The organism is Pseudomonas sp. JY-Q, from assembly GCF_001655295.1.
In the GTDB taxonomy this organism is placed as follows: Bacteria; Pseudomonadota; Gammaproteobacteria; order Pseudomonadales; family Pseudomonadaceae; genus Aquipseudomonas; species Aquipseudomonas alloputida.
Genome location: NZ_CP011525.1, coordinates 3501640 through 3524607, shown reverse-complemented (window position 1 = coordinate 3524607; position 22968 = coordinate 3501640). Strand labels below are relative to the sequence as shown.

Sequence of the window (22968 nt, the reverse complement as noted above, 5' to 3'; positions counted from 1 at the left end):
GCGATTCCTATGAGTAGAAAGATGGGGTCGGTCGCGTCTGGCTCAGTGCCCACTCACCCAGCTCGTGGAGTTTGTAGTCCAGCGGGTCGTGCAGGCTCTGGGTACGCAGGTTGCGCCAGTAGCGATCGAGGCGTAGCGAGGCGTGGGTCGCGCGTGCGCCAGTGACCTCGAACAGGCGGTTGCAGATGTCCAGGCCAGTGCGTGCCGCCGCCACCTTGGCCGTGGCGATGGCCAGCGCCAGTTGCGCACGCTCTTCGGCGCCGAGCGCGTGCTCCTTGTGCCAGGCCGCGTCGAGTTGCGTAGCGGCGCGCTCCACCAGCAGGCGCACGCTTTCCAGACCGACCCAGAACTCGCCGAAGTGGCGCAGGATGTAAGGGTCTTCGCTGACATGTCGGGCTTTGGAGCGGAACCACGGGCGGCCTTCCTTCAACGTGTAATGGCGGGCCTCTTCCAGAGCGCCTTCGGTGATACCAAGGAATACGTTGGCGAAATGCAACTGGGCGATCAGCGGGCGCAGGCTGGCGAAGGGGGTGCTCAGCGGGCCGGGGTCGAGAAGCATCTCGTTCTCTTCGACGCGCACGCGCTCGAAAGTTGCGCTGCCGCTGTCGGTCTGGCGCTGGCCCATGTTGTTCCAGTCATCATGCAGTGTGATACCGGTGCGGCCGCTGGGGATGGCAGCGATCAGCAGCTTGCCGCCAGCACTTTCATCGACCGCCGAGGCAATCAGCATTTCCGAGTCGCTGGCGCCTGAGCAGAAACTCTTCTTGCCGGAAAACTCGTACCAACCGTCGAAGCGTGTGAGTACGGTGCGGCTGTCCAGGGGGTTGAGCGCATTGCCCCAGAACCAGTTCTTGCGCGCGGTCTGCTCGAACCAGGGTTGCCACTGATCGCGGCGGGAGAACAGGCGTACGGTAGCCAGCATCAGGTGCTGAAAGCCGAAGACGTGGGCGATGGAACTGTCGACCCGGGCGAATTCGCGCACCACCTCCAGGGTTTCGCTCCAGCTAGCGCCGAGGCCGCCGAACTGGGTGGGTATGCTCAGCGCCAACAAGCCGCTCTGGCGGATAGCGTCGCGCTGGGCCTTGGGTGTGCCGCCGGCCTCGTCGCGCTCGACGGCGGTTTCGGCGAACGCCGTCGCTAGGCGACGTGCAGTCTGCAAGGGGCTGAGCACGGCAGGTCGTAGAGGGGTTGTCACTCGGCATTCCTCGCTGGCGGGTGGGGAGGGCGGATTGGGGGGCGTTTCATAGCGGCTCCTCAGGCAATTTGCTCAGCACATGCGCTTGGCGGTGGAAGAGGGCTGCGGTGCGTTCTGCGGCTAGCGGGATGCGGGCCTGCAGAGGCTGGAAGAAACTGAACAGCGGGTGCAGCTGCAACAGCACCTGGGATTGGCCGGAGGTAGGCAATGACGTTGGCATCAGAAACTTCAACCCTCCAGCACGGTTACCCCGATTCATCGCGGGTCTGATGAAAGTATAAAAGTCGATTAATATCTCTAAAAATAATAAAAAATAATATTTATATTCCCGCATGGAATACTTAGTCATTGCAAATGCAATGGCAGCACAAGGCTGCCAAAGCTTTCGTTCAACTAAGACCGCAGGCGTGTTCCTCGCTGTTTCCCACACAACAGCAGCCATGCAACGTTGCTGCCTCTTCAACACCATGCCGGCATGACAAAAACCCGTCTCGCGCTTGAGTACGCGGGGTTTGGCCGATTGGCATGGCGTCTGCGTCGTTGCCCTGGAATCCACTGAACTCCAGGGGGCGACGTGATCGCTGATAAATATCCACTGATTGCCAACGACCCTTTGGAAACCCCTGCGCGGATCAGCGCAGACTTCCTTGGCTCTGCATCGATTCCTGCTGTCGCGCTGGAATTTCGCGCGGTCACCAAACGCTACGAGGGGAGCCGGTCAGGCTCCAGCAACGCGGTTGAGCAAGTGAACCTCGCGGTGCGGCGTGGCGAAGTGCTTTGCTTGATGGGTACATCCGGCAGCGGCAAGTCGACTTTGCTGCGCCACGTCAACCGGTTGATAGAACCGAGCAGCGGCGAGGTGCTCATCGACGGTGAGGCCCTGAGCGACTTGACGCAGCCTGCGCTGCGCCAACTGCGGTCGCAGCGCATCGGCATGGTGTTCCAGCATTTCGGTTTGCTGCCGCATTGAAGCGTGCTCGACAACGTGGCCTTGCCCCTGGGATTGCGCGGTGAGCCGGAGCGTACACGACGCGCAGCGGCACAACGGCAGTTGCAGGCGGTGGGGCTGAAAGCGTGGGGCGAGCGTTTGCCCCACGAGTTGTCTGGTGGCATGCAGCAACGTGTCGGGCTTGCGCGGGCAACCACCCACCGCTGGGTCATCTGGCTGTTGCCTATGGCCGGCTTTGCGGCGGGGCTGGTTTATCACCTGATCGGCAAGCCGGTGAACGCGGCAATAACCTACTGATCAACGAGATTCACGGCCCGACGAAAACCGTTCCGCTGCGCAGGGTACCTCTGGTGCTTGCGGGTACGGTGACACCCCATTTCTGGAACTCTCGTGCTGTTTCAAGCCATCGATTTTGTCATCTTACGATTCCTCTCCAAGCCCCATTGAGCGGCATAAATCAAAGGTTTCAGGGTGCGTCGGGATTTCCCACAAAAAGCACTGATGGCACGTTGACTCTCCCCTTAGGGGGAGACTTTAGACTCCCGGCCCTCGATAGATCTGGCCTGAAAACAGCTTTTTTGGCCCGATGACTTTATTCATTCAATGCGGCTTTTGTAGGGAAACAATCAATGAATAATCCGTTGGAACTGGACAGCGTTATCAGCAGTACACAGGAGATTCTTGCGCAGTTGCTGGTGTTGGACAGGGGCGACGTGACAGAGCACAGCAGTATCGTTGACGACCTCAGCGCCGACTCGCTGGACATCGTCGACCTGAGCTTCCAGCTGGGCCGTCAGTACGGTTGCACCTTGCCGAAAACCAGCGTGCTGGATCACGCGGTAGCGGTGTTCGGCGACGCCACCCGGTTTATCGAAAAAGGCCGAATCACGCAGGACGGCGTGGCCTTGCTGGAGCAGAGCCTCAGCGCTTATGCGCCGGGCCAGCTGCACGTGGGCATGCAGCCGGGCGATGTCTTCTCGGCCACCACCGTGCGGAACTGGGCGCAGCAATGCCATAACGTGTTCAACCACCTCCCCGAAACCTGCCCTGAGTGTGGCGCGGCTCATGCCCAACTCAATGAACGCCAACAAGTGGTGTGTGGCGGTTGCAGTGCTCGCCTGACCCCTCTGGACGGTGACTCGATCTCGCGTCTGCTGGTTGAGCAGTACGCGGCCGCCCAGTTGAAGGCTTCGGCGTAGGGGGTGCCTTGATGCAGGCCCGAGAGGTTCTGGTCACCGGCTATGGACTGGTGGCTCCCACGGCACTGGATGCGGCCTCGCTGTTCACGACGATCAGCGAAAACCGTTCCTGCATTGGCCAGCACCCGGCGTTTGTCGAACTGGGGTTTGCGAACCCGGCGGCCGGATTTATCGATGAGCAACAATGGCAGGTCATCGCGGCGGCCTTTCCGGGCGACCTGCAGACCACCTCCCGCCAGGAATGGCTGGCGCATTACGTGGCCCGTCAGGCGCTGGCCCATGCCGGGTTGGCCGACGGCGCATTTGCCCGAGTCGCCAGCGGTATTTTTGTCGGGGCCAACAAACATTGCGTGAGCAGTGATTTGCGGGACGCCAGCCGTTACATGGACGATCAGGGGCGGGTCGATCTCGACCAGTTCCTGGATAACCACACCCTCAGCGGTGGGGCGTTTGCCCGGCGGGTTGATCAGCAAACCCGCCATCTCGCCGAATGGCTGGGTGTACGTGACCATATTTCCACACATTCCGATGCCTGTGCCGCCGGCACCATGGCCATCGGCAGCGCCTATCGAGCGATCGCCCGTGGCGAGATCGACCTGGCGTTGTGTGGCGCGGTGGAGTTGATGGCCCATGAATTGTCCTACTACAGCTTTGATGGGCTGGGCGCACTCTGCCAGCGCGTGGACTTTTCCCCACAAGAACAGAGCCGGCCGTTCATGCCGGACCGCTGCGGCTTTGTGCTGAGTGAAGGGGCGGCGCTGTTGGTGCTGGAATCCCGCGAGCATGCCGAGCGTCGTCAGGCCTGTTCGCTGGGCCGGGTGCTGGGTTACGCGAATCTGTGCGAGGCAGAGAAAATCACCTCCAGCAGCCGCGACGGCAGCAAGTATGCCGCCTGCATGACGGCGGCCCTGGCCGATGCCGAACTGACCAGTGCGGCTGTGGACCATGTGAATGTTCACGGTACGTCGACACAGGCCAATGACCGTTGTGAGGCCCTGGGCCTGGCGCAGGTCTTCGGCGAAACCCTGGAGCAGATGACGTTCACCGCCAACAAGTCTGCCGTAGGGCATTCGTTGGCCGGCAGCGGTGCCATTGAGGCGGTGCTGTCGTTGATGAGCATTCAGTTGGGCGTGGCCTTGCCGACCCTCAATTTTCAGCCGGAAAAATCCGAATTTCCGGCGTTGAAATTCCTTTGCGAACCGTTGCAGCAACCGATCAATGTCGTGCTCTCCAACTCCTTCGGGTTTGGTGGCGTGAACAGTTCGTTGGTGCTGGGCAGGGCATGACATGACCAGATCCAATTCAACCGCTGTTTATATCACTGCGGCGTCGGTACTCAACGCCGCCGGTACTGAATGTGCGCCTCGTGACAGTCAACCTCAGGCCGCGCAACCGCTGGATTTCGACCCGGCACGTCTGGCCCATTGTGTTGCAGCGCCCGCCTTGCCGGCGGGTGTGTACGACCGCAAACTGTCCCGCAGCCTCGAGCCTCAGGGCGCGCGCCTGCTGTATTGCGCCGGCCGTCTCGCCGAGACCTTGCGTGGGCTGGAGCTGCCCGACGAGCGGATCGCATTGACCGCTGCCATTCCGGAAGTGGATGGCCCCAGCTCGTGCTGGGATGCAGTGCAGGCCATTGGTGCACAACCGGCCGATCTGTTGGCGCAATTCTTTGCCCACACACCGCCGCTGCATGCGCTGATGATGCTCAACAGCAGCGTCATGGCCCACACGGCTGAGGCCTTGCGTTGCAAGGGGCCCATGGGCGGTTTTTGCTCCCAGGGCAATGCGGGGCTGGATGCTTTGATGGAGGCCGCTGCCCATCTGAGCGAAGGCCGTGCCGATGCTGCCGTGGTCGTCAGCAGCAGTCCGAACATCACCCCCGCGTTGTACCTGCGTGACGCTACTCACCCACCTGTGAACCCCGGCTCGTGGGTTTTCGGCGAAGGTGCTGCGGCACTGTTGCTGACGACCAACCCGGGCAGCGGTGCTCAATCTGCGTTGCGTATTGCCGGGTTTGCACGGGGTTACAGCGCGCAACCCGAGCGTGGACTGGCGGTTGGTCGCGACGTCATCGAGCGTGCTTTGAGCAACGAAAAACTGTGCCTCAGCGATGTCGGGCAAGTCGTCGCCGATGCACAGGATCCGCAGATTGCCGCGTTGTTTACCCTATCGGGGCACACCCTCGAACACTCCAAGGCGTTGCTAGGTGACTTGGGCGCCAGCGCCTTGCTCAGCGAAATTGCTGTGACCTGGGCACTGGATTGCAGCCGTTACACGCTGTTGCTCGAACATAGCCGAGGCGGGCATTGGGGCGCGGTGCTGCTGGCCAGAACGTCGTCGGACACCCAGACAATGGAGAATTACCCATGAGCCCCACACGGATCGTGATCACGGGCATGGGCGCCGTCACCGGCTTCGGTTTCGAGTGGCAGTCCATGTGGCAAAGCATGTTGGCCGGCGAGCATTGCATTCGGCCATGGCAACCGGAAGGCGTCGAAGCGGGTGCGTTCCCCGTGCGTTACGCAGCGCCCGTGGATATGGGCTTGATGCCGGCACACTTGAAAAACCATCCGGCCTGGGGATTGTCGCTGGAAAAACGCACCCGCTTTGGTTGGGTCGCGGCCACCCAAGCCATTGCCGATAGTGGTCTGAGCCCCGAACAGTTGCGTGGCGCGGCGGTATTGTCAGCGTCCGGCGCACCTGCTCATCGTTTGCAGGACATGCTGCTCAGCCTGGCGGATAACCCGGCGCAGGCGCCGTCCTGGGCTCAATTGATGGCGCGACAGGCGCAGGTCGATCCTGACAGTTCACTGTGTCAGAGCAACGACCGCCTTGCGCGGGTGATTGCCGATGGCATCGGCAGTGAAGGCCCGGTGATCAATATCAGCAGCGCCTGCGCGGGAGCGTCCCAGGCCATCGGCAATGCATTCCAGATGATCCGTCGCGGCGAGGTCGAGCTGGCCATTGCCGGGGGCGCCGATTCGGTGCTGAGCCTGGACACCATGACCGCGCTGTATCTGCTCGGCGCCGCCAGCAGCGAACAGCGTTGGGGCACCGAACTGTGTCGGCCGTTCGACCGCCATCGCAGTGGCTTGATTGCGGGTGAAGGCGGTGGTTTTGTCGTGCTCGAAACCCTCGAACGGGCGCTCGCCCGAGGGGCCACGCCGTACGCCGAAGTGCTGGGTTTCGGCAGCAGCCTGGATGCCTACAAAATCACCGCCCCCGACCCGCAGGGCCGTGGCGCGGTGCTGGCGATGCAGGCGGCCCTGACGGATGCCGGGCTGGCGCCGCAACAGGTCGATCTGATCAATGCCCACGGTACCTCGACACCCCTCAACGATGCCGCCGAAACCCTGGCGATCAAGACCCTGTTCGCCGAGCGCGAACATTATCGGCGGTTGCTGGTGACGGCCAACAAATCCCAGTTCGGCCACCTGATTGCGGCCGCCGGAGCACCGGAGTTCATGCTCACGGCCCTGGCCTGCCGGGATGATCGGGTCACGCCGACCCTGAACCTGCAGGATGCCGACGAACAATGCGACCTCGACTACTGCGCCCATCAAGCGGTCAAGCGCAAGGTTGACGTTGCCCTGAGCAACTCCTTCGGTTTCGGCGGCCTCAACACTTCACTGGCGCTGGGCAAGTACCGGGAGGCGCCGCGATGAAACAGGCGGTCGCGATTGCCGGTGCGGGTTGCGTGTTGCCCAGCGGTTGGGGTGTCGAGCCTTTCTGGGCGGCCGCAACCGAAGGGCGCAGTGCAATTACGGCGCTGAACGCCCGACGGTTCAGCAGCGAACGCGTGGTGGCGTTCGGGCAAATTCAGGATCAGGACCACCAACGCAGCCGACAAGACCTTGCGCAAAACCTTCAGCGTTACTGCACGCCGGCAGTGATCTGGGGTGTCAGCGCGGTACGTCAGGCGTTGGAAGAAGCCGGCCTGGCCGATGAGCCGCCGGATGTCCGTTTCGGTTTGTATTGCTGTCAGGGCGGCTACACCCATCCGTCTCTGGAATCCTATGCCGAGTTGTTGCTCGGCTGTCGGCAGGACGGCGTCGCCGACATGGCGGCGTTCGCCAAACGGATCCTGCAAGACCGTGCCCAGGACCCTTTTCTGGTGCTCAAAGGCTTGAGCAACTGCTTGCTGGGTGTCACCAGCCTGGCGCTGAAACTGGTGGGTGAGTGCAACGCCTATATGCAAGGTGTCGCCGGCAACCTGGCAGCCTTGCGTGAGGCTACGGCCGCTTTGCAGGCTGGCCGAATTGACGCGGCAATCGTTGTCGGTGCGGGCAGTGAGCTGGATGCCCTGGCGCTGTCCGGGTTGGTCCAGGCGGGTGTCATCAGCGCCAATGGCTCGAACACGCTGCTGCCGTTTGACCTTCGGGGCACCGGCGGCATTGCCGGGGAGGGCGCGGCAGCATTGGTGCTGCGCCGGCGCGAAGACCTGCCGGCCGGTCCTCAGGCGTGCCTCGCCGACATGACGGCCCATGCCACCCTCGGTCGCTTGAGCCTGCCCGACAGCCCAACCGATGTGTTGGTGTGCAGCGGCACCGGCGATGCGCACAAAGACCGCGTGTTGTGCCAGACGCTGGCCCTTGCGCGCGCCTCGCACATCACCAGCGGGTTGGCGATCAACGGCATTCTCAGCGCGGCGCCGAGCCTGGTGGATCTGATGCTGGCGCGTTGCGCATTGCAGGCCCAAAGCGTGCCGCCGATTGCCGGTTTGCAGCAACCAGTGGCGAACCTGCCGTTTATCCAGGGCGCGCCTCACGCCGCGAGCCTTGCGCATTGCCTGGTGCTGAACCGCGACGACAACGGATTCAGCGCCGCCTATCAAGTGCTCTACAGCGCAAAGGCCACTCAGGACTGCCGCTGACTACCGCCTCTTTTTTACTTTCAAGGGATATGACTGTCATGGATTATCGCGATTTCGTTCGGCCCAAATTCGTCGGCCTGCTGCAGGCACTGGGCCTGGAATGTGAATTTCAGCGCGCCCTCGGTAGCCAGTTGTTCTACCGCAACCCCAAGGGCGACATGGTCGCGGTCACCGACTTTCTCGGCGGTTACGGTGCGGCACTGTTCGGCCACAACGACCCACAGTTTGTCGATCAGCTATGTGCGCTGCTGCGCAGCGACGTGCCGTTCAACGCACAAATGTCGATCCGCGGTGCGGCCGGGCAATTGGGGCGAGCGCTCAGCGACGCCTTCAATCGCGAACTGAAGAACACCGAACGTTATGTTTCGACTTTCTCCAACAGTGGCGCGGAGGCGGTGGAAATCGCCGTCAAGCACGCGGAGTTCCGTCGCCAGAAGAGCCTGCAAAAGCAGTTCGACGACATCGATTTCACCCTGGCCAGCCTGACCGCCAGCGAACACGCTTACCGCGAACTGGAGGTGGCCGACCTCGACCTGCCTGCAGGTGTCCTGCCGACCACCCTGAACAGCGTGACCTTGCGTCAGGTGGTTGAAGCCGTTCGCCAACACAACCTGGCGCAGTTGCACATCGAACCGGTATTCGTCGCCCTGCGCGGCAGCTTCCACGGCAAATTGGTCAATACCGTGCAACTGACCTATGGCCGTCAGTACCGCGCACCGTTTGCCCGTTTTGGGCTGAACGTCGAGTTCATCGACCCACAGCAGCCCCATCAGTTGCAGGCATTGCCGGCCCGGCACACGCACCATTGGTTGAGCCTGCAATGGGACGGCGAACACCTGCACGTGCTGCAACTGCCGTTCAGTGCGATTACCGCCGTGTTGATGGAACCGATTCAGGGCGAAGGCGGTATCAACGAGTTCGCGGCCGAGTTCTACCTGGGGCTGCGCAAGCTGTGTAACGAGCAACAATGCCCGCTGGTGGTCGATGAAGTGCAGTCGGGCTTTGGTCGCGCCGGGACGTTTCTTGCCAGCAGCCAGTTCAACCTGCAAGGCGACTATTACTGCCTGTCCAAGGCCCTCGGCGGCGGCTTGATGAAAATCGCCGCGACGGTGATCCGCAGCAGCCACTACGAAGGCGAGTTCAGCTACATCCACAGCTCGACCTTCGCCGAGGACGATCCGTCCTGCCATATCGCGCTGTCGGCATTGCGCCGGTTGTTCGCCAATGACGACGCGATGCTCAAAGACATACGCACCAAGGGCGCCTACCTCAAAGCCTCGCTCAATGAGCTGAAGATGGCCTATCCGGATGTGATCGCCGATGTGCGCGGGCGTGGCTTGCTGGTGGGGCTGGAATTGCACGACTTGAGTGTCAGCAGCTCGCTGGTACAGGCGTCGGCCCAGTACAACGATGCCTTGGGTTACTTGATCGCCGGTTACCTCTTGCAATTCGAAGCGTTGCGGGTAGCACCGTCGGGCAGCAACTCCAACGTGATTCGCCTGGAGCCGCCAGCCTGTATCACCCTGGGCGAAATCGACGGGCTGATCGCTGCCCTGCAACGGGTCTGCGACATGCTGCGACGTGGCGATGCGTTGCCGTTGGCGGCGGGTATCTGCGCGGACTCGATGCCCACCGTGCCAGCCCGTCAGGACGATTTTCGGGTGACCGAGCCCGTTGAAAACAGGGATGCCAAGGTCGAAGTCGTCGCTCGGGTAGCGTTCATCAACCACCTGATCGATGCCGATATCCTCGGTGACGTCGATCCCTCGCTGGCAGCCCTGAGCCCGGAACAAAAACGCACGTTCATCAATCGCACCAAGCCTGAACGCCGGGCTGTGCCAGTCGGCCCGGTGATCATTCGGTCGCGCCTCGGCATGGCGGTGGAGTTCACGTTGTACCCGCTGTGCATGGATTCGGATGCCATGGCCGAGTACATCCGCAGCGGTGACCTGGACAGCATTCGCGAAGAAGTCGGCAGGCGTGTCACCGATGCCCGCGCCGATGGCTGCAGCATCGCCGGCCTCGGGATGTACACCTCGATCGTCACCAACAATTGTCAGGCGCTGAAGATTGCCGACATGGCGCTGACGTCCGGCAACGCCCTGACCATCGGCATGGGGCTCGAAGCCATCGAGCAAGGCTGTGTACAGCAAGGTCTGGCCCTGCGCGAGCAAACCGCTGCCGTTGTCGGTGCCGCCGGTAACGTTGCGTCGACCTATGCCTCGGTGCTGTCCGCCACCGTCGATCACCTGATTCTGATTGGCAGCGGTCGTGACGGCTCGGTTCGGCGCCTGGAGAAAACCGCGCAACAGATCTACGCCGACGCGGCCCGTTCGATCCTCAAAGGCACGGCCGAACACGACCGGTTGGCGCAGCGACTGCTGACCCTTGATGGTTTTCGTGGCGTGTTGCACTCACATGGCCAAAAAGCCGACCTCGGTTTGCACATCGCCCGTCTGGTGGATGAGCGCCTTGGCGCGAACGCCTTCATCACGGTCACCAACGATCTCGACGCCATCAAGGGCGCACGGATTGTCCTGTGCGCTGCCAATGCGCCTCAGCCGTTCCTCGGTGCCGAACATTTTGCCGAGCGCAGCGTGATTTGCGATATCGCCGTGCCGCTGAACGTCCATCAAGACCTGCCGAGCCAACGCGAAGACGTGCTCTACATGCACGGCGGCATCGTCCAGACGCCGTTCGACGACGGCCTGGCGCCCAACGTGCGGGCCTATCTGAAAAAAGGTCAGCTGTATGCGTGCATGGCCGAGTCGGTGTTGATGGGCTTGTCTGGCATGAGCCAGCACGGCTCCTACGGCGATATCAGCCGTGAGCAAGTGCAGCAGGTCCGCGCACTGGCCGCGACCCACGGTTTCACCCTCGCGCAATTCAAAACTCAAAACTCACTGTAAGGAGCGGTCATGACTCAGAAAATAGCTGTCGTGACCGGCGGCAGTCGCGGCATTGGCAAGTCCATCGTGCTGGCCCTGGCCGGCGCGGGTTATCAGGTTGCCTTCAGTTATGTCCGTGACGAGGCGTCAGCCGCTGCCTTGCAGGCGCAGGTCGAAGGGCTCGGCCGGGACTGCCTGGCCGTGCAGTGTGATGTCAAGGATGCGCCGAGCATTCAGGCGTTTTTTGAACGGGTCGAGCAACGTTTCGAGCGTATCGACTTGTTGGTCAACAACGCCGGTATTACCCGTGACGGTTTGCTCGCCACGCAATCGTTGAACGACATCACCGAGGTCATCCAGACCAACCTGGTCGGCACGTTGTTGTGCTGTCAGCAGGTGCTGCCCTGCATGATGCGCCAACGCAGCGGGTGCATCGTCAACCTCAGTTCGGTGGCCGCGCAAAAGCCCGGCAAGGGCCAGAGCAACTACGCCGCCGCCAAAGGCGGTGTAGAAGCATTGACACGCGCACTGGCGGTGGAGTTGGCGCCGCGCAACATCCGGGTCAACGCGGTGGCGCCCGGCATCGTCAGCACCGACATGAGCCAAGCCCTGGTCGGCGCCCATGAGCAGGAAATCCAGTCGCGGCTGTTGATCAAACGGTTCGCCCGCCCTGAAGAAATTGCCGACGCGGTGCTGTATCTGGCCGAGCGCGGCCTGTACGTCACGGGCGAAGTCTTGTCCGTCAACGGCGGATTGAAAATGCCATGAGCCAGTTACGCACGATTGTGATTACCGGCGCGGCCAATGGTATTGGCCGCGCCGTCGCGGAAAGTTTTGCAGCCCAGGCCGAGCACCTTTTGATCTTGCTTGATCGGGATCTGGCAACCTTGCAGAGCTGGGTCACCGAGGGCGAATTTGCCGCTCGCATCGAAACCCATCAAGCGGACATCGCCGATCTCGCCAGCCTGCAACTTCTGTTCAAGGGCCTGGCCAACCGGGTCGGCTTTGTCGATGTGCTGGTCAACAGCGCCGGGGTCTGCGACGAGAACGAACCCGAAGACCTCGACAACTGGCACAAGGTGATTTCGATCAACCTCAACGGCACCTTTTACGTCACCTCGTTGTGCCTGCCACTGATGGCGGAGGGTGGGCGGATCGTCAACATGTCGTCGATCCTCGGCCGAGCGGGCAAGGTTCGCAACACCGCTTACTGCGCCTCCAAGCACGGCATCATCGGCATGACCAAAGCCTTGGCGCTGGACCTGGCGCCACGGCGAATCACCGTCAATGCCATCCTGCCCGCCTGGATCGACACACCGATGCTGCAAGGCGAATTGGCGGCTCAAGCGCGCATCGCCGGGATCAGCCACGAGCAAATCCTGCGCAATGCCAAGAAGAAGTTGCCGCTGCGGCGCTTCATTCAGGGCGACGAAGTGGCGGCCATGGTTCGTTATCTGGCGAGCCCGCAGGCGAGTGGTGTCACGGCGCAAAGCCTGATGATCGACGGCGGTGCCGGGTTGGGAATGTAGCCATGGCTCGACTGGGATTGAACCGCGGCCTTTTGGCCGCGCTGGTCAGCCTCGGCCCGCCAGCGGCGATCGCCGAGTGGTTGCCGGAGCATCATGAAGCGGAGATCGGCGTTGCCACGGCCGTGCGTCTGCACGGTGACGACCAGGTCACGCAAAAGGCCGTGTACCTCAAGTTCAGCCTGGAGGATGCCTGGGACAGCGGCTACTACAAGGCCAAGGGCCGAGCCCGTTACGACTTCCGTTATGACGGCAACAACCCATACAGCGCGCAAGCCCGGGACGATTACCGGGCGACTGCCGATTGGCGGCACCTTTACTGGGGGCTCTACGTCGGTGACGGCGAGCTGACGGTGGGCTGGCAGCAGGTGGTGTGGGGGCGTGCAGATGAATTACGGGTGCTCGATCAGATCAACCCGCTAGATTATCGCGAGGGTGTGATCGGTCTGTTGGAAGACAGCCGCATCGCCGTGCCGATGGTTCGCCTGGTGCAGCCGGTCGCCGAGTGGGAGCTGGAAGCGCTGGTGATCACTGATTTTGTGAAGAACCAGGCGCCGGCCGTCGGCAGCGAGTTCGATGCACCGATCTTTGCCACACCCGATCCGCAGATGTTCGTGGTCGATTCGCGGCCCGGTTATGACGGTCACAGTGGCTTCGGTTACGGCGCCAGTGCCAACGGCCGGATCGGCACGGTGGATGTCAGCTTCGTTGCCCTCAACGCCCGCCAACAGGACCCGGTTTACGCCGTCGAAGGCCAGACCGAAGAGGGCCTGATTCGCCTCGAGCGGCAATTCCCGCGCTATTCCATGGGCGGCGCCGGTGTGGCCATCGATGCCGGCCACAGCATCGTGGTACGCAGTGAAGTCGCCTACTTCGACAATTGGCGCGTCACTAATCCTTACCGCGCTTACGGCAGCGACCAGACGGCGATGACCAAGTCGCTGCTGGGCGTCGATTACCTCTTGCGGGACTGGCTGATCTCGACGCAGTGGCAACATCAGCGGCTGCTCGACTGGCAGCCCGGCATGGTCCAGGACAAACGCGACGACCTGTTCACCGTGTCTGCCGAAGGCTCGCAGTTCCAGGATCGCCTCAAGACCCGTCTGGTATTCGGCATGTCGCCGCCAGCGCAGGACGACAGTTTCGTTCAGGGGATCTTCACCTACAAACCGGTGGACTGGCTCAAGTTGGGGCTCGAAGTCGATGTGTTCTTCGGCAAGCCCGACCGCCAGTTCGGTGCGTACGACAACCGCGACCAGGTGCGCTTGTCCGCCGGTTATCTGTTCTGACCACACCGGTGCGGTGTGCGAACCACTCAAACAATGAAAAGGAAATCGCCATGTTGCCCATCTTCAAGACCCTGACTGTAAGCGCACTGCTGCTGAGCGCCGCTGCCGCCATGGCAGCTGAAACACGCACGGCCGACGACATCATTCGCCAGGCCCGGGACCGCGATGACGGCAAGAGCTTCATGTCCCAGGTGTCCCTGATCCTGATCGACAAGCAAGGTAACAGCCGCATCCGCGAGTTCAGCTACCTGCAAAAGGATTACCCGGACAGCGACAAATTCACCATGTATTTCTCCGCGCCGAGTGATGTGCGTGACGTCGCCTTCCACATCGAAAACCCGCGCGAGGCCCTGGGCCTCGAAGACAGCCAATGGATGTATTTGCCGGTCAGCCGACAGACCCGAAGGATTTCCACCACCGACAAACGCGGGGCGTTCATGGGGAGCGACTACTCCTATGCCGACCTCGACAAGATTCGCGCCGAAGACTATCGCCAAACGCTGGTTGGCGAAGAGCAGTTGCACGGCCGCGATTGCTACGTGATCGAGCGTGAGCCGGCGACGCCTGCCGTGCTGGCCAAGACCGGCTACAACAAGCTCAAGGTCTGGGTTGACAAGAAGAACTCACTGGTGCTGCGCCAGGACTTCTTCGATGTCAAAGGTGTGATGTTCAAGCAGATGCGCACCCTGAAGACTGAAACCATCGACCAGATCGACAGCATTACCCTCAGCGAAACCGAGGACTTCATCGCCGGTACGCGCTCTCAGCTGCGCTTCAACCAGTTGCAGTACAACGTCGCGCTGGACGACCGCCTGTTCACGCAGACCGCGATCAAGCGCGGGCTGAAAGCCGGCGACTTGCCGGAATACGCCGTGTCTGCCCGCTAAGCGCCGCTCTCGATTCATCTGGAACCCTCATTCATGGAAAGATACCTGAACTTCGTCGAGCGCTATGCGCGGGCAATTGTGTTCGTGTTGGTGGCGATCACCGCCTACTTCACCTACACCCTCGGCGCGCTGATGTCGGACACCAATCCGTATCTGCTCAAGGACACTCACCCGGCGCGCAAGACGATCATTGATCTGCAGCGCGAGTTCACCGGCACGTATGACTCGGTCATGGTGGCGCTGAACAACCCCGTGAGTGTCTTCAACACCACGTCGCTGAACGCCCAGTTCGAGCTGTCCCAGGCCATACGCCGGTTGATGCTGGCGAACGATGAGGACCGTGTCGAACTGCAGCGCATCGTCGGCCTGCACAGTGACGACCCTGATGCCCAGGGTTTGCTGGTGCAGATCCTCGCCGAGGGTTTTTCGCAGAACGATTACGCTGCCGCCAAAGCGCTGCGCGACCATGGGATTGCCCGGCACTGGGACAGCCATGACCTGCAGTTTTTGAGCTTTCTTGCCGAGCGGATCAACCCGATCCAGGAAATGGCCTCGATGGCTGACCTGGAAAACATCAGCTTGAGTGCCGATGGCGAGTTGTGGATCCACAAGACCCTGCACGCCCTGGATATGGACCCGATCAAGGTCGAAGCGCAGATCATGGGCAACGAGCAGATGGTCGGTGGCGTCGTCTCGGCGGACAAGAAAGTCGCCATGGTCGTCGCCGAACTGGGCACCAAACAGGACGACGCTCAGGCCCAGTTGCGTGCTTATCACCAGGTCCGCGAGATCATCGCGAAGTACCAGGCCGCTCACCCGGAGTTCACCGATGAGGTGTTCATCGCCGGCATGCCGATCTTCATTGCGGCCCAGCAGGAAATCATCGATCACGACCTGGCGATGCTGTTCCCGATCGTGTTCCTGCTGGTGACCTCTCTGCTGGTTTTCTTCTTTCGCAAACCACTGGGCGTGGTGCTGCCGCTGTTCAATATCCTGTTCTGCACCATCTGGACCCTTGGCCTGATGGCGCTGCTGCGTGTGCCCATGGACTTGCTCACCAGTGTCTTGCCGGTGTTCCTGTTCACCATCTGTTGTGCCGACGCGATCCATGTCATGGCCGAGTATTACGAACAGCTCAATTCGGGTAAGTCTTTCCGCGAAGCCAACCGGGAAACCCAGCGCCTGATGGTCACGCCCGTAGTTTTGACAACGGTCACGACTATTGCGACGTTCCTGATTTCCACCACCAACAACATTGTCAGCATCCGCAACTTTGGCGTGTTCATGTCCATCGGCCTGACGGCGGCGCTGATCATCTCGTTGCTACTGATTCCGGCGTGGATTTCGATCTGGGGCAAAGATGCCGTCCCGCGCAAAGTGCAACTGAAAGCGTCGCTGATCTCCCACTATCTGGTGGTGTTCTGTGCCTGGCTGATTCGCTGGCGCAAGCCGGTATTGCTGGTGACCCTGCCGTTGTTGGCGATGATGACGGTGTTCACGTTCAAGGTGGATATCGAAGACTCGGGCATTGCCTACTTCAAGAAGGACAGCCCGGTGCGGATGTCCGACGAGTTCATCAACCGGGCTGGAGTCGCCGGTACATCGCCGGGCTGGATCGCTTTCGACACCAAGACTCCGCGTGGCGCGCTGACCACTGAAACCGTGCAGTTCCTCGACCGTCTGGACCAGTTCATCAAGGCCCAGCCGAACGTGAGTTACACCTATTCGGTGGCGACCTACATCAAGCGCATGAACCTCGTGCTCAACGACATGAACCCTGCGTTCCTGCGGGTGCCGCAGGCGGTGGAGCAGGTGACGGTGGTCGATGATGACGGGAAACCGGAGACCTTCGATGTCGATGGCAACTCGCTCATCGAACAACACATCATGATGTTCGAGAACGGTGGCGGGACTGACTTGCAGAACGTGCTCAATGCCGATTACTCGAAGGCAGTGACGCTGTTCACCATGACCTCCTCTGTGGCGGGCGATTACCAGGCGATGCTCGATAAACTGGACGCCTGGCTGGTCATCAACAAACCGGCCAACCTGCAGGTCACCCATGCCGGTACGCCGTACATATGGACCGGGGTGTTGCAGGAAATCACCCAGGGTCAGGTGCTGAGCTTCTCGCTGGCGTTGCTGGCCGTGACCTTGATGATGATGTTCTGGCTCAAGTCAGTACGCCTGGGCATCCTCGGCATGCTGACGTTGCTGACCACGTCGGTGACGGTTTACGGCAGCATGTACCTGTTGGATATCGAGTTGAACATCGGTACCACACTGGTGACGTTCCTGGTGGTGGGCGTCGTGGATTACGCCGTTCACCTGCTGTCACGGATCAAGATGCTGGTGCAGAAGGGCATCGAGATCGACGAGGCCATCCTGGCGGCCATGCAGGGCGTCGGGCGCTCGACGGTGGTCAACGTCGTGATCTTCTCGATGGGCTTCGTCGCGCTGCTGTTCTCCGCCTACAAACCCGTCATTGACCTGGGTGTATTGGTGATACTGGCGCTGTCATCCAGCGGCTTCATGACCATTTTGTTGGTCACGCTGATTTCGCCGTGGTTCTTTGCCTCGATTGTGCCGCAGCCAGCCGTGCAAGAGGGCGAGCAGCCGGGGGGTGGGGCTGTGCCAGGCTAAATCGCCGGGGCGCCTGCGTGCTGAAAACGGCACGGGGCGCCATGGCCGGTCAGGGGCGGCGGAGCGGATTCAGCGGGCCTTTTCCAGGTGTTCGAACTGGCATTGCATCTGAGCATCTTTGAGGCTCAGCTCAAACTCAACCAAGCCGTCATGCACTTGCTGCAAGGCCTGGATCTGCCCCATCAATTCCTGCTTTTTGTTATCGATGGCCTGCATGGCCAGATCCCAGGGCAGCTCCTGGCCGCGATGATCCTGCAGAATGGCCTGCATTTCCTTGAGCTTGAAGCCGAGTTGCTGAGCGCATTTGATGAAGGTCAGCAGCTCTACGCTTTGCTGGCTGTAGATGCGGTACTTGCCTTCGCGTTGCGGGGGTGGCAACAGGCCGATTTCTTCGTAATGTCGAATGCTTTTGACGGTGGTGCCCGACAGCTGGGCAGCTTTGCCGATGTACATGAAAATCCCTTTTTATGACGCATCAGAAGCGAAAAGATGTCGCGTGCTCGTACAGGCGCGCGACATCTTTGCACAAGCGTCAGGGTGTGGGAAGCCAAGTTGGACAAGGTGTCACAGCAGGGAGGCCCGGCTGGGCGGCGCAGGGGCACGGCCCGACCGGGGCCGATCAGCGGCTGGCGACTGCCTGGACTTGTTTGAGCCAGGCTTCACGCTGTTCCGGCTTGGAGCCCAATACCGGACCGAAGGTCAGGGTTTTCAGGGGTTTTATGCCGCAGAACTCCAGGGTGGTCTTGCGCATCTGGTGCAGGCCCGGCATGCGATACACCCACCGGTAGTACCACGGCGGCGTGTCCATGGTCACCAAAAGGTGAGCCGTGCGGCCCTTGAGCAGCTTATCCGGGAAGGGCGAGCCCTTGCGGTACTTGAAGGCAAAGCCGGGCAGAAACACGCGGTCGAAGAACCCCTTGAGCAACGCCGGAATGCCGCCCCACCAGATCGGGTACACCAATGTCAGGTGTTCGGCCCAGGTAATGTCGTTCTGTGCGTTGATCAAATCGGGCTCAAGCAACTGGATCTGGTTATAGCCATCGTGCAAGACCGGATCGAAATCCAGGGTGTCCAGGCGCAGCAGGCGCACCTCATGGCCTGCTTGCGTGGCAGCCTCGACATACCGTTCGGACACAGCGCCGCAAAAGCTGTCGTTCGAAGGGTGGCCGAGGATTACGAGCATGCGTTTGCGCTTCATGACAAACTCCAGGTAATGAAGTGCCAAGGGTAAAGTCTGCCCCTTACGGTAGAGTCAAGCCTTGCCGGTTAGCGGTAGAGACAAACAGTCCAGCAGCGCTCGGCTGGAGCCCGGTAAACCGTCTAATGAGCGGGCGCAGAAACGCAATGTGCGTTGAGCCAGTACTCGCACCTGCAAGCGCCAACCGGATTGAAGGGCTTGCGCCTCCAGATAGACGGCGAGGGCACTGTTGGCGTTGAGGGCGACATAAGCGTGGCTGAGGGTGTCGTTGAACGTCAGGGGGGGGGCGAGCCCTGTCAAGGCATTATCGACCGGCATCACCAACATTAACGGGTCGCGATCGCGCAGGGGGCATGCCGACCTACAGCCAAAGCGTCTATGAAGCCTTACCGGCGCGAGATGAGCCGGCCGCACAGGTTTCGGTGAGGGTGTGCTTTTAGAGGTCTCGTACCTTATACCGGTCGTGCAGACCGTTTTTTTGGTTCTTCACGGATTGCCGGGCAAGTAATTCAAGGCCAGATTTGAGGCCAGAATGGGATAGACCCCAGTTCGGTTTTTCGATGGAGCGGGATCGTGGACGAGATGAGCATTTGGCTTCTGGCAGGTTCAGGAGGTCACCATGGCTCTTTCGGAAACAGCGATGGGCTTACTCGAACCGCTGTCTATACAGGAGGTCGAGTGCGTGCGGCTGTTGCTGGATCAGGTGGGCCCGGCTCAATGGCATTCATAGCGTGAAAGCGCCTGCCAGGCGTTTGCGCACAACCCTCTACGTTGTCACCGCTCGATCTTGCCGCGTGAACAGTGTTTTCAAAGTTATAGCCGGCACTGGCAACCGTGGAACAGATTCTCGATATCAACGTGGTCGGCAGCTTTCAATTCGCGGAGTTATCGCGGTTGCCATAAGCATGACGGCGGCCGCTTTTTTTAAAGGAGACGTTTTGATACCTATGGATAGACCAATAAGACTGGTGGTATTGGGCGCGTCGGGGCGCATGGGTCAGAGACTGGTGCGAAGCTTGCTTCATGCCCAGGGTGCGTGCCTGCATGCTGCGGTGGTACGGCCTGGTTCCAGCTTGGTTGGCAAGGACTGCGCTGAAGTGGTGGGGAGTGGCCCGACTGGGGTGCATTTCACTGACGATATGTTGCGATCGCTCGACGGGGCTGATGGCGTGCTTGATTTCACCCAGCCCGAAGTCACGTTGCAATGCTTGGAGTACACCTCGGCCCGAGGGTTGGTTCACATTATTGGTACGACTGGTTTCAACCCCGAGCAGGAAGCGGCGATTGCTGGCAGCCAAGGGGCGCGCATTGTCAAGTCTGGCAACATGAGCGTAGGGGTGCAGTTGCTCAGTGTCCTCGCTGAAATTGCCGGTCGAGTGCTACCTGCGGAGGATTGGGATGCTGAGGTGCTGGAAATGCATCACCGTCATAAGGTAGATGCACCGTCCGGCACGGCGTTGATGATGGGGGAAGCGGTCGCCAAGGGCCGGCAGGTGGACCTAGGCAGCCAGGCGGTGCGCGTGCGGGATGGGCTGACCGGCCCCCGTGAAGTGGGCACCATTGGTTTCGCCACCCTTCGGGGGGGCTCAGTGGTGGGGGATCACTCACTCATCTTTGCGGGCGAAGGAGAAGTATTTACCCTTAGCCACCAGGCACTAGATCGGCAGGTATTCACCCGAGGGGCGCTGCGGGCGGCACGCTGGGCTTGGCATCAGCCTGCCGGGGTATATTCCATGCAGGCGGTGCTTGGCTTGGCAGTGAGTTGAGCGTGAGTGCGATGCGGGCTAGTGGTGCTCTAGTCGCAAGGATTGGTCCAGCGCTTGCAAGAGTGTCTGGTCGATCTCGTCCAGATCCTTGCAGATGAACCGCACACCCGATGCCTGCATCTGCTGTTTCTGGTACAGGGTTGCGGGTTTGCCGATAAAGCCACAACCGAGCGTTTTGCTCACTTGGGCGACCCGGTTCAGGTCATCGATGAACACCAGCTCGCCGGCACTGGTAGCTGTTTGACGGTGGATTTCAGCCATGCCCGGGCGTGCGTGGCCCATGTCGATGTAAGGCAGGTCGGCATCGAAGTACTCACTTACCGACGCCAGGTAGCGGTCGAAGATCGCTGCCTTGGTGCTTCCCCCATATGCGGTGATACGAGCGCCTGTTTCTTTGAGCCGGGCGAGCAAGGCAACGGCTCCCGGTGCCAGCTGTACAGGGTGGCGTGCGGCGTACTGGGCTTGTTCTGCGAGGAAGGCATCTATGGTTTCCATGGCTGTCCAGGGCAGGTTGCAGGCCAGCGCCATGATGTGCCCCCCGGCCATATGCGGCGAGCCTAGTATCTGGCGTTCTAGATCGGCCGCGCGAAAGAACAGCCGAAAGCACCTGCCGATTGTTGCCCGCCGTCAATGTCGGTAGGCGGTGCCCCGCGTGTTGCCTTGGCGGAACTCATCACTGCCCGGGTCGGCAGGCACAGCCTCCATGATCAGATGGCTCAATGCCCAAAACAGCTTGACGTTGGCGTTGCTTTCAAAACCTTGCAGGTCGTTCTGCCCGGCCCGGGCGGCGGCTTCTTGCAATTTGCGTAGCTGTAAAGTCACACCTTCATGGAACAAGAGTGTCCAGCCATGTCGCAGCATCAGATCGCGACCTCACTGTCGATATCTTCGTCCAGATTTACAGCGTGGCCCGCATTGGCGAGCATGGTTTGCGCCAGGTCTTCCGGCAGGGGGGTGAGGTTGCGCCCGCTGCGGATGTCAGCCTCCAGCAAACCCAGGAACGCACCGATGGCAGGGTCTTCATGGAGGGTGTCTACGCGGCTGACCACGACTTCACCGTCGCGTACGTCGAACGCGATCTTGCCACCGGTATCAATGCCCAGTAGCTGGCGAACGGATTTGGGCACCGTGACCTGCCCCTTCGAGGTCAACGTGGCGATTTCGTGGATGGCAGGCATGGGCGTTCTCCCGGGTGTGCTGGATGAAAGGTAAGGAATACTCCTTGCTTGATCAATCTTGATTTTTTGCTGATTAAGCACCTGCATCGTGAAGGCCGTCGAGCTGGGTCGCGGAGAGTTTGGCGCCGTAGCCAACAAGCGCGGTAACATGTTCTTTTATCACCGCCGGACAGTTCTAGAGGTTTTGGTGCACATCGATTTTCAAAGTATTGAGAAAAAATTCCGGGCCCGCATCCAGCCGGAGAACATGGTGTTAACGCATACACTGGAGGTGGTTGTTGCAGGAGCTCACCGTCGGTTAGACGTAAAGACTACTGTATTGCAAGGCATTTTTGCTGCGGATGGCGGGACCGAAACTGCGGGCTACGAGTTCGAATACTTTCAAATCAGTGCACCCGCCCCACATAAAATCTCGGGGCTGTTGCCGCCCTTCCAATACAAACCGACCACTAACACATTTTCGGCCATCATTTGCCATACGACAAAGACTGTGCGCTTTGGCCCTGTCAATGCCATCAAAGCGAGCCCTGGCAAAATTGGTATCGGCAGCGCGTTGATGGGGGCTGTTATCGAGAGGCTGCAAGGCCAACCCCTGACGAGCAGCTACCGCGTTGCCCCCGGAAGCTTGGCGGAGGCGCATGCCATCGAGGATGAGGCAAGGAAGAACCGAAACAAGTTTTATATGGCTCACGGTTTTCAACTGTCGAGCAAATGCGGCTTGTTACACGGCCTCGATGTCGTAGAAGGATGTTTTGCCGCCGAATCGGTTGGATCGCTGACGACTAGCTATAAACGTGGAGTAAGGGCTGCACCAATAACGTCGGTAGCTGACCCTGGCCCTTCCTCGGTGTCTCTTTTCGGCTGGTTGCGAGTACGTATACTGCGGCTCAAGTGGTGGCGGAATTAGCCGGTCACAAGGCGTCAGTGCTCGCGAGCCTGCCCGGCGTTGGCGCAACCGTAGCGAATAGGGCGTCGAACCCGCCGCAGTGCGCACCGGCCTGCGCGTTCCTTGAGAGGGCAATGGCCAGCCCCTGCGGCGATTGGAAACTGTCCACCGGCTGTACCGCACTGCCGGGGAAGTTCGGGTCGTCATCTTCGCTCAGGATTCGAGCACTCCTTCACGGCCAAAGGGGCGACTCTTGCAAGGCCATCCTTCCAAGAGCCTGACAAGATCAGAAGAGGATGGCGCAAGATACCCTCAGTGGGATGCGCATCCAAGAACGGCGATTTCTGACAGCTATCGAGGTGGCGCACGCGGACTCAATGTACCCCATGGTAGATGGCCAGAAGCGGGGCGGGGCTGCGTACGTATGGGGCCGCTTGTCACGAGCGGCAGCTATCGACCCGATCGTAATTTGGCGGACTTCTGCTCTGTGA

Annotated in this window: 19 protein-coding genes and 2 pseudogenes; 14 read left to right on the top strand and 7 right to left on the bottom strand. The window is 60.7% G+C overall.

Annotated features, from left to right (window positions below; translation table 11 throughout):
* Window positions 1-7: 7 nt before the first annotated feature.
* The gene (locus tag AA098_RS15965) at window positions 8-1195 is read right to left on the bottom strand and encodes an acyl-CoA dehydrogenase family protein (RefSeq protein ID WP_064614752.1); all 1188 of its coding nucleotides are present in this window, start codon (window positions 1193-1195) and stop codon (window positions 8-10) included.
* A 46-nt stretch (window positions 1196-1241) separates the two neighbouring features.
* Window positions 1242-1637 (bottom strand): hypothetical protein, encoded by a 396-nt coding sequence (locus tag AA098_RS15960; RefSeq protein WP_054888242.1) that lies wholly within the window; start codon window positions 1635-1637, stop codon window positions 1242-1244.
* A 189-nt stretch (window positions 1638-1826) separates the two neighbouring features.
* Between AA098_RS15960 and AA098_RS15955 the strand changes: the two are divergent.
* The 12 genes and pseudogenes from AA098_RS15955 to AA098_RS15900 form a co-directional block, all read left to right on the top strand.
* Window positions 1827-2336 (top strand): annotated as a pseudogene (locus AA098_RS15955) (ATP-binding cassette domain-containing protein); the annotation flags it as partial.
* 437 nt (window positions 2337-2773) lie between these two features.
* Window positions 2774-3343, top strand: a complete 570-nt coding sequence (locus AA098_RS15950) for an acyl carrier protein (RefSeq protein ID WP_033726736.1) — start codon at window positions 2774-2776, stop codon at window positions 3341-3343.
* Window positions 3344-3354: 11 nt separating this feature from the next.
* On the top strand, window positions 3355-4629 hold the full coding sequence (locus AA098_RS15945; protein WP_060538301.1) for a beta-ketoacyl-[acyl-carrier-protein] synthase family protein: 1275 nt from the start codon (window positions 3355-3357) through the stop codon (window positions 4627-4629).
* 169 nt (window positions 4630-4798) lie between these two features.
* Entirely contained in the window at window positions 4799-5713 is a 915-nt protein-coding gene (locus tag AA098_RS15940) for a hypothetical protein (RefSeq protein WP_064615236.1), read from the top strand.
* Window positions 5710-7008, top strand: a complete 1299-nt coding sequence (locus tag AA098_RS15935; protein ID WP_064614748.1) for a beta-ketoacyl synthase — start codon at window positions 5710-5712, stop codon at window positions 7006-7008. Before AA098_RS15940 ends, AA098_RS15935 begins: the two co-directional genes overlap by 4 nt.
* The gene (locus AA098_RS15930; protein ID WP_003253961.1) at window positions 7005-8216 is read left to right on the top strand and encodes a beta-ketoacyl synthase N-terminal-like domain-containing protein; all 1212 of its coding nucleotides are present in this window, start codon (window positions 7005-7007) and stop codon (window positions 8214-8216) included. The genes AA098_RS15935 and AA098_RS15930 overlap by 4 nt, the downstream gene beginning before the upstream one ends.
* Before the next feature lie 38 nt (window positions 8217-8254).
* The gene (locus AA098_RS15925) at window positions 8255-11125 is read left to right on the top strand and encodes an aminotransferase class III-fold pyridoxal phosphate-dependent enzyme (RefSeq protein WP_064614746.1); all 2871 of its coding nucleotides are present in this window, start codon (window positions 8255-8257) and stop codon (window positions 11123-11125) included.
* A gap of 9 nt (window positions 11126-11134) precedes the next feature.
* A complete protein-coding gene (locus AA098_RS15920) occupies window positions 11135-11872 on the top strand; it encodes a 3-oxoacyl-ACP reductase family protein (protein WP_064614744.1) in 738 nt (245 codons plus the stop codon).
* Window positions 11869-12633 carry an SDR family NAD(P)-dependent oxidoreductase gene (locus AA098_RS15915; protein ID WP_004576536.1) on the top strand — a complete coding sequence of 255 codons (765 nt, stop codon included), beginning with the start codon at window positions 11869-11871 and terminating at the stop codon, window positions 12631-12633. Before AA098_RS15920 ends, AA098_RS15915 begins: the two co-directional genes overlap by 4 nt.
* A 2-nt stretch (window positions 12634-12635) precedes the next feature.
* A complete protein-coding gene (locus AA098_RS15910; protein ID WP_064614742.1) occupies window positions 12636-13919 on the top strand; it encodes a DUF1302 family protein in 1284 nt (427 codons plus the stop codon).
* Window positions 13920-13969: 50 nt separating this feature from the next.
* A complete protein-coding gene (locus AA098_RS15905; protein ID WP_064614739.1) occupies window positions 13970-14806 on the top strand; it encodes an outer membrane lipoprotein-sorting protein in 837 nt (278 codons plus the stop codon).
* Window positions 14807-14839: 33 nt separating this feature from the next.
* Window positions 14840-17449 (top strand): RND family transporter, encoded by a 2610-nt coding sequence (locus tag AA098_RS15900; protein ID WP_064614737.1) that lies wholly within the window; start codon window positions 14840-14842, stop codon window positions 17447-17449.
* Between the two features lie 69 nt (window positions 17450-17518).
* On the opposite strand, the gene AA098_RS15895 is transcribed toward AA098_RS15900, so the two are convergent.
* Together AA098_RS15895 and AA098_RS15890 are read right to left on the bottom strand one after the other, a co-directional pair.
* Window positions 17519-17902 carry a MerR family transcriptional regulator gene (locus AA098_RS15895; protein ID WP_003253954.1) on the bottom strand — a complete coding sequence of 128 codons (384 nt, stop codon included), beginning with the start codon at window positions 17900-17902 and terminating at the stop codon, window positions 17519-17521.
* A 166-nt stretch (window positions 17903-18068) separates the two neighbouring features.
* On the bottom strand, window positions 18069-18647 hold the full coding sequence (locus tag AA098_RS15890) for an NAD(P)H-dependent oxidoreductase (RefSeq protein WP_003253953.1): 579 nt from the start codon (window positions 18645-18647) through the stop codon (window positions 18069-18071).
* Between the two features lie 1007 nt (window positions 18648-19654).
* Here AA098_RS15890 and dapB point away from each other — a divergent pair.
* A complete protein-coding gene (dapB, locus tag AA098_RS15885; RefSeq protein WP_232535911.1) occupies window positions 19655-20413 on the top strand; it encodes a 4-hydroxy-tetrahydrodipicolinate reductase in 759 nt (252 codons plus the stop codon).
* Window positions 20414-20431: 18 nt separating this feature from the next.
* Here dapB and AA098_RS15880 read toward each other — a convergent pair whose 3' ends face one another.
* The 3 genes and pseudogenes from AA098_RS15880 to AA098_RS15870 form a co-directional block, all read right to left on the bottom strand.
* Complete coding sequence (locus tag AA098_RS15880; protein ID WP_173880156.1) at window positions 20432-20941, bottom strand: hypothetical protein; 510 nt, start codon at window positions 20939-20941, stop codon at window positions 20432-20434.
* A gap of 102 nt (window positions 20942-21043) precedes the next feature.
* Window positions 21044-21274 (bottom strand): annotated as a pseudogene (locus AA098_RS15875) (type II toxin-antitoxin system YhaV family toxin); the annotation flags it as partial.
* The gene (locus AA098_RS15870; RefSeq protein WP_060545026.1) at window positions 21274-21591 is read right to left on the bottom strand and encodes a type II toxin-antitoxin system PrlF family antitoxin; all 318 of its coding nucleotides are present in this window, start codon (window positions 21589-21591) and stop codon (window positions 21274-21276) included. The pseudogene AA098_RS15875 and the gene AA098_RS15870, both read right to left, overlap by 1 nt.
* A gap of 88 nt (window positions 21592-21679) precedes the next feature.
* On the opposite strand from AA098_RS15870, the gene AA098_RS15865 reads away from it, so the two are divergent.
* Window positions 21680-22498, top strand: coding sequence for a hypothetical protein (locus tag AA098_RS15865; RefSeq protein ID WP_177342681.1), 819 nt, complete (start codon window positions 21680-21682; stop codon window positions 22496-22498).
* Window positions 22499-22968 lie beyond the last annotated feature (470 nt).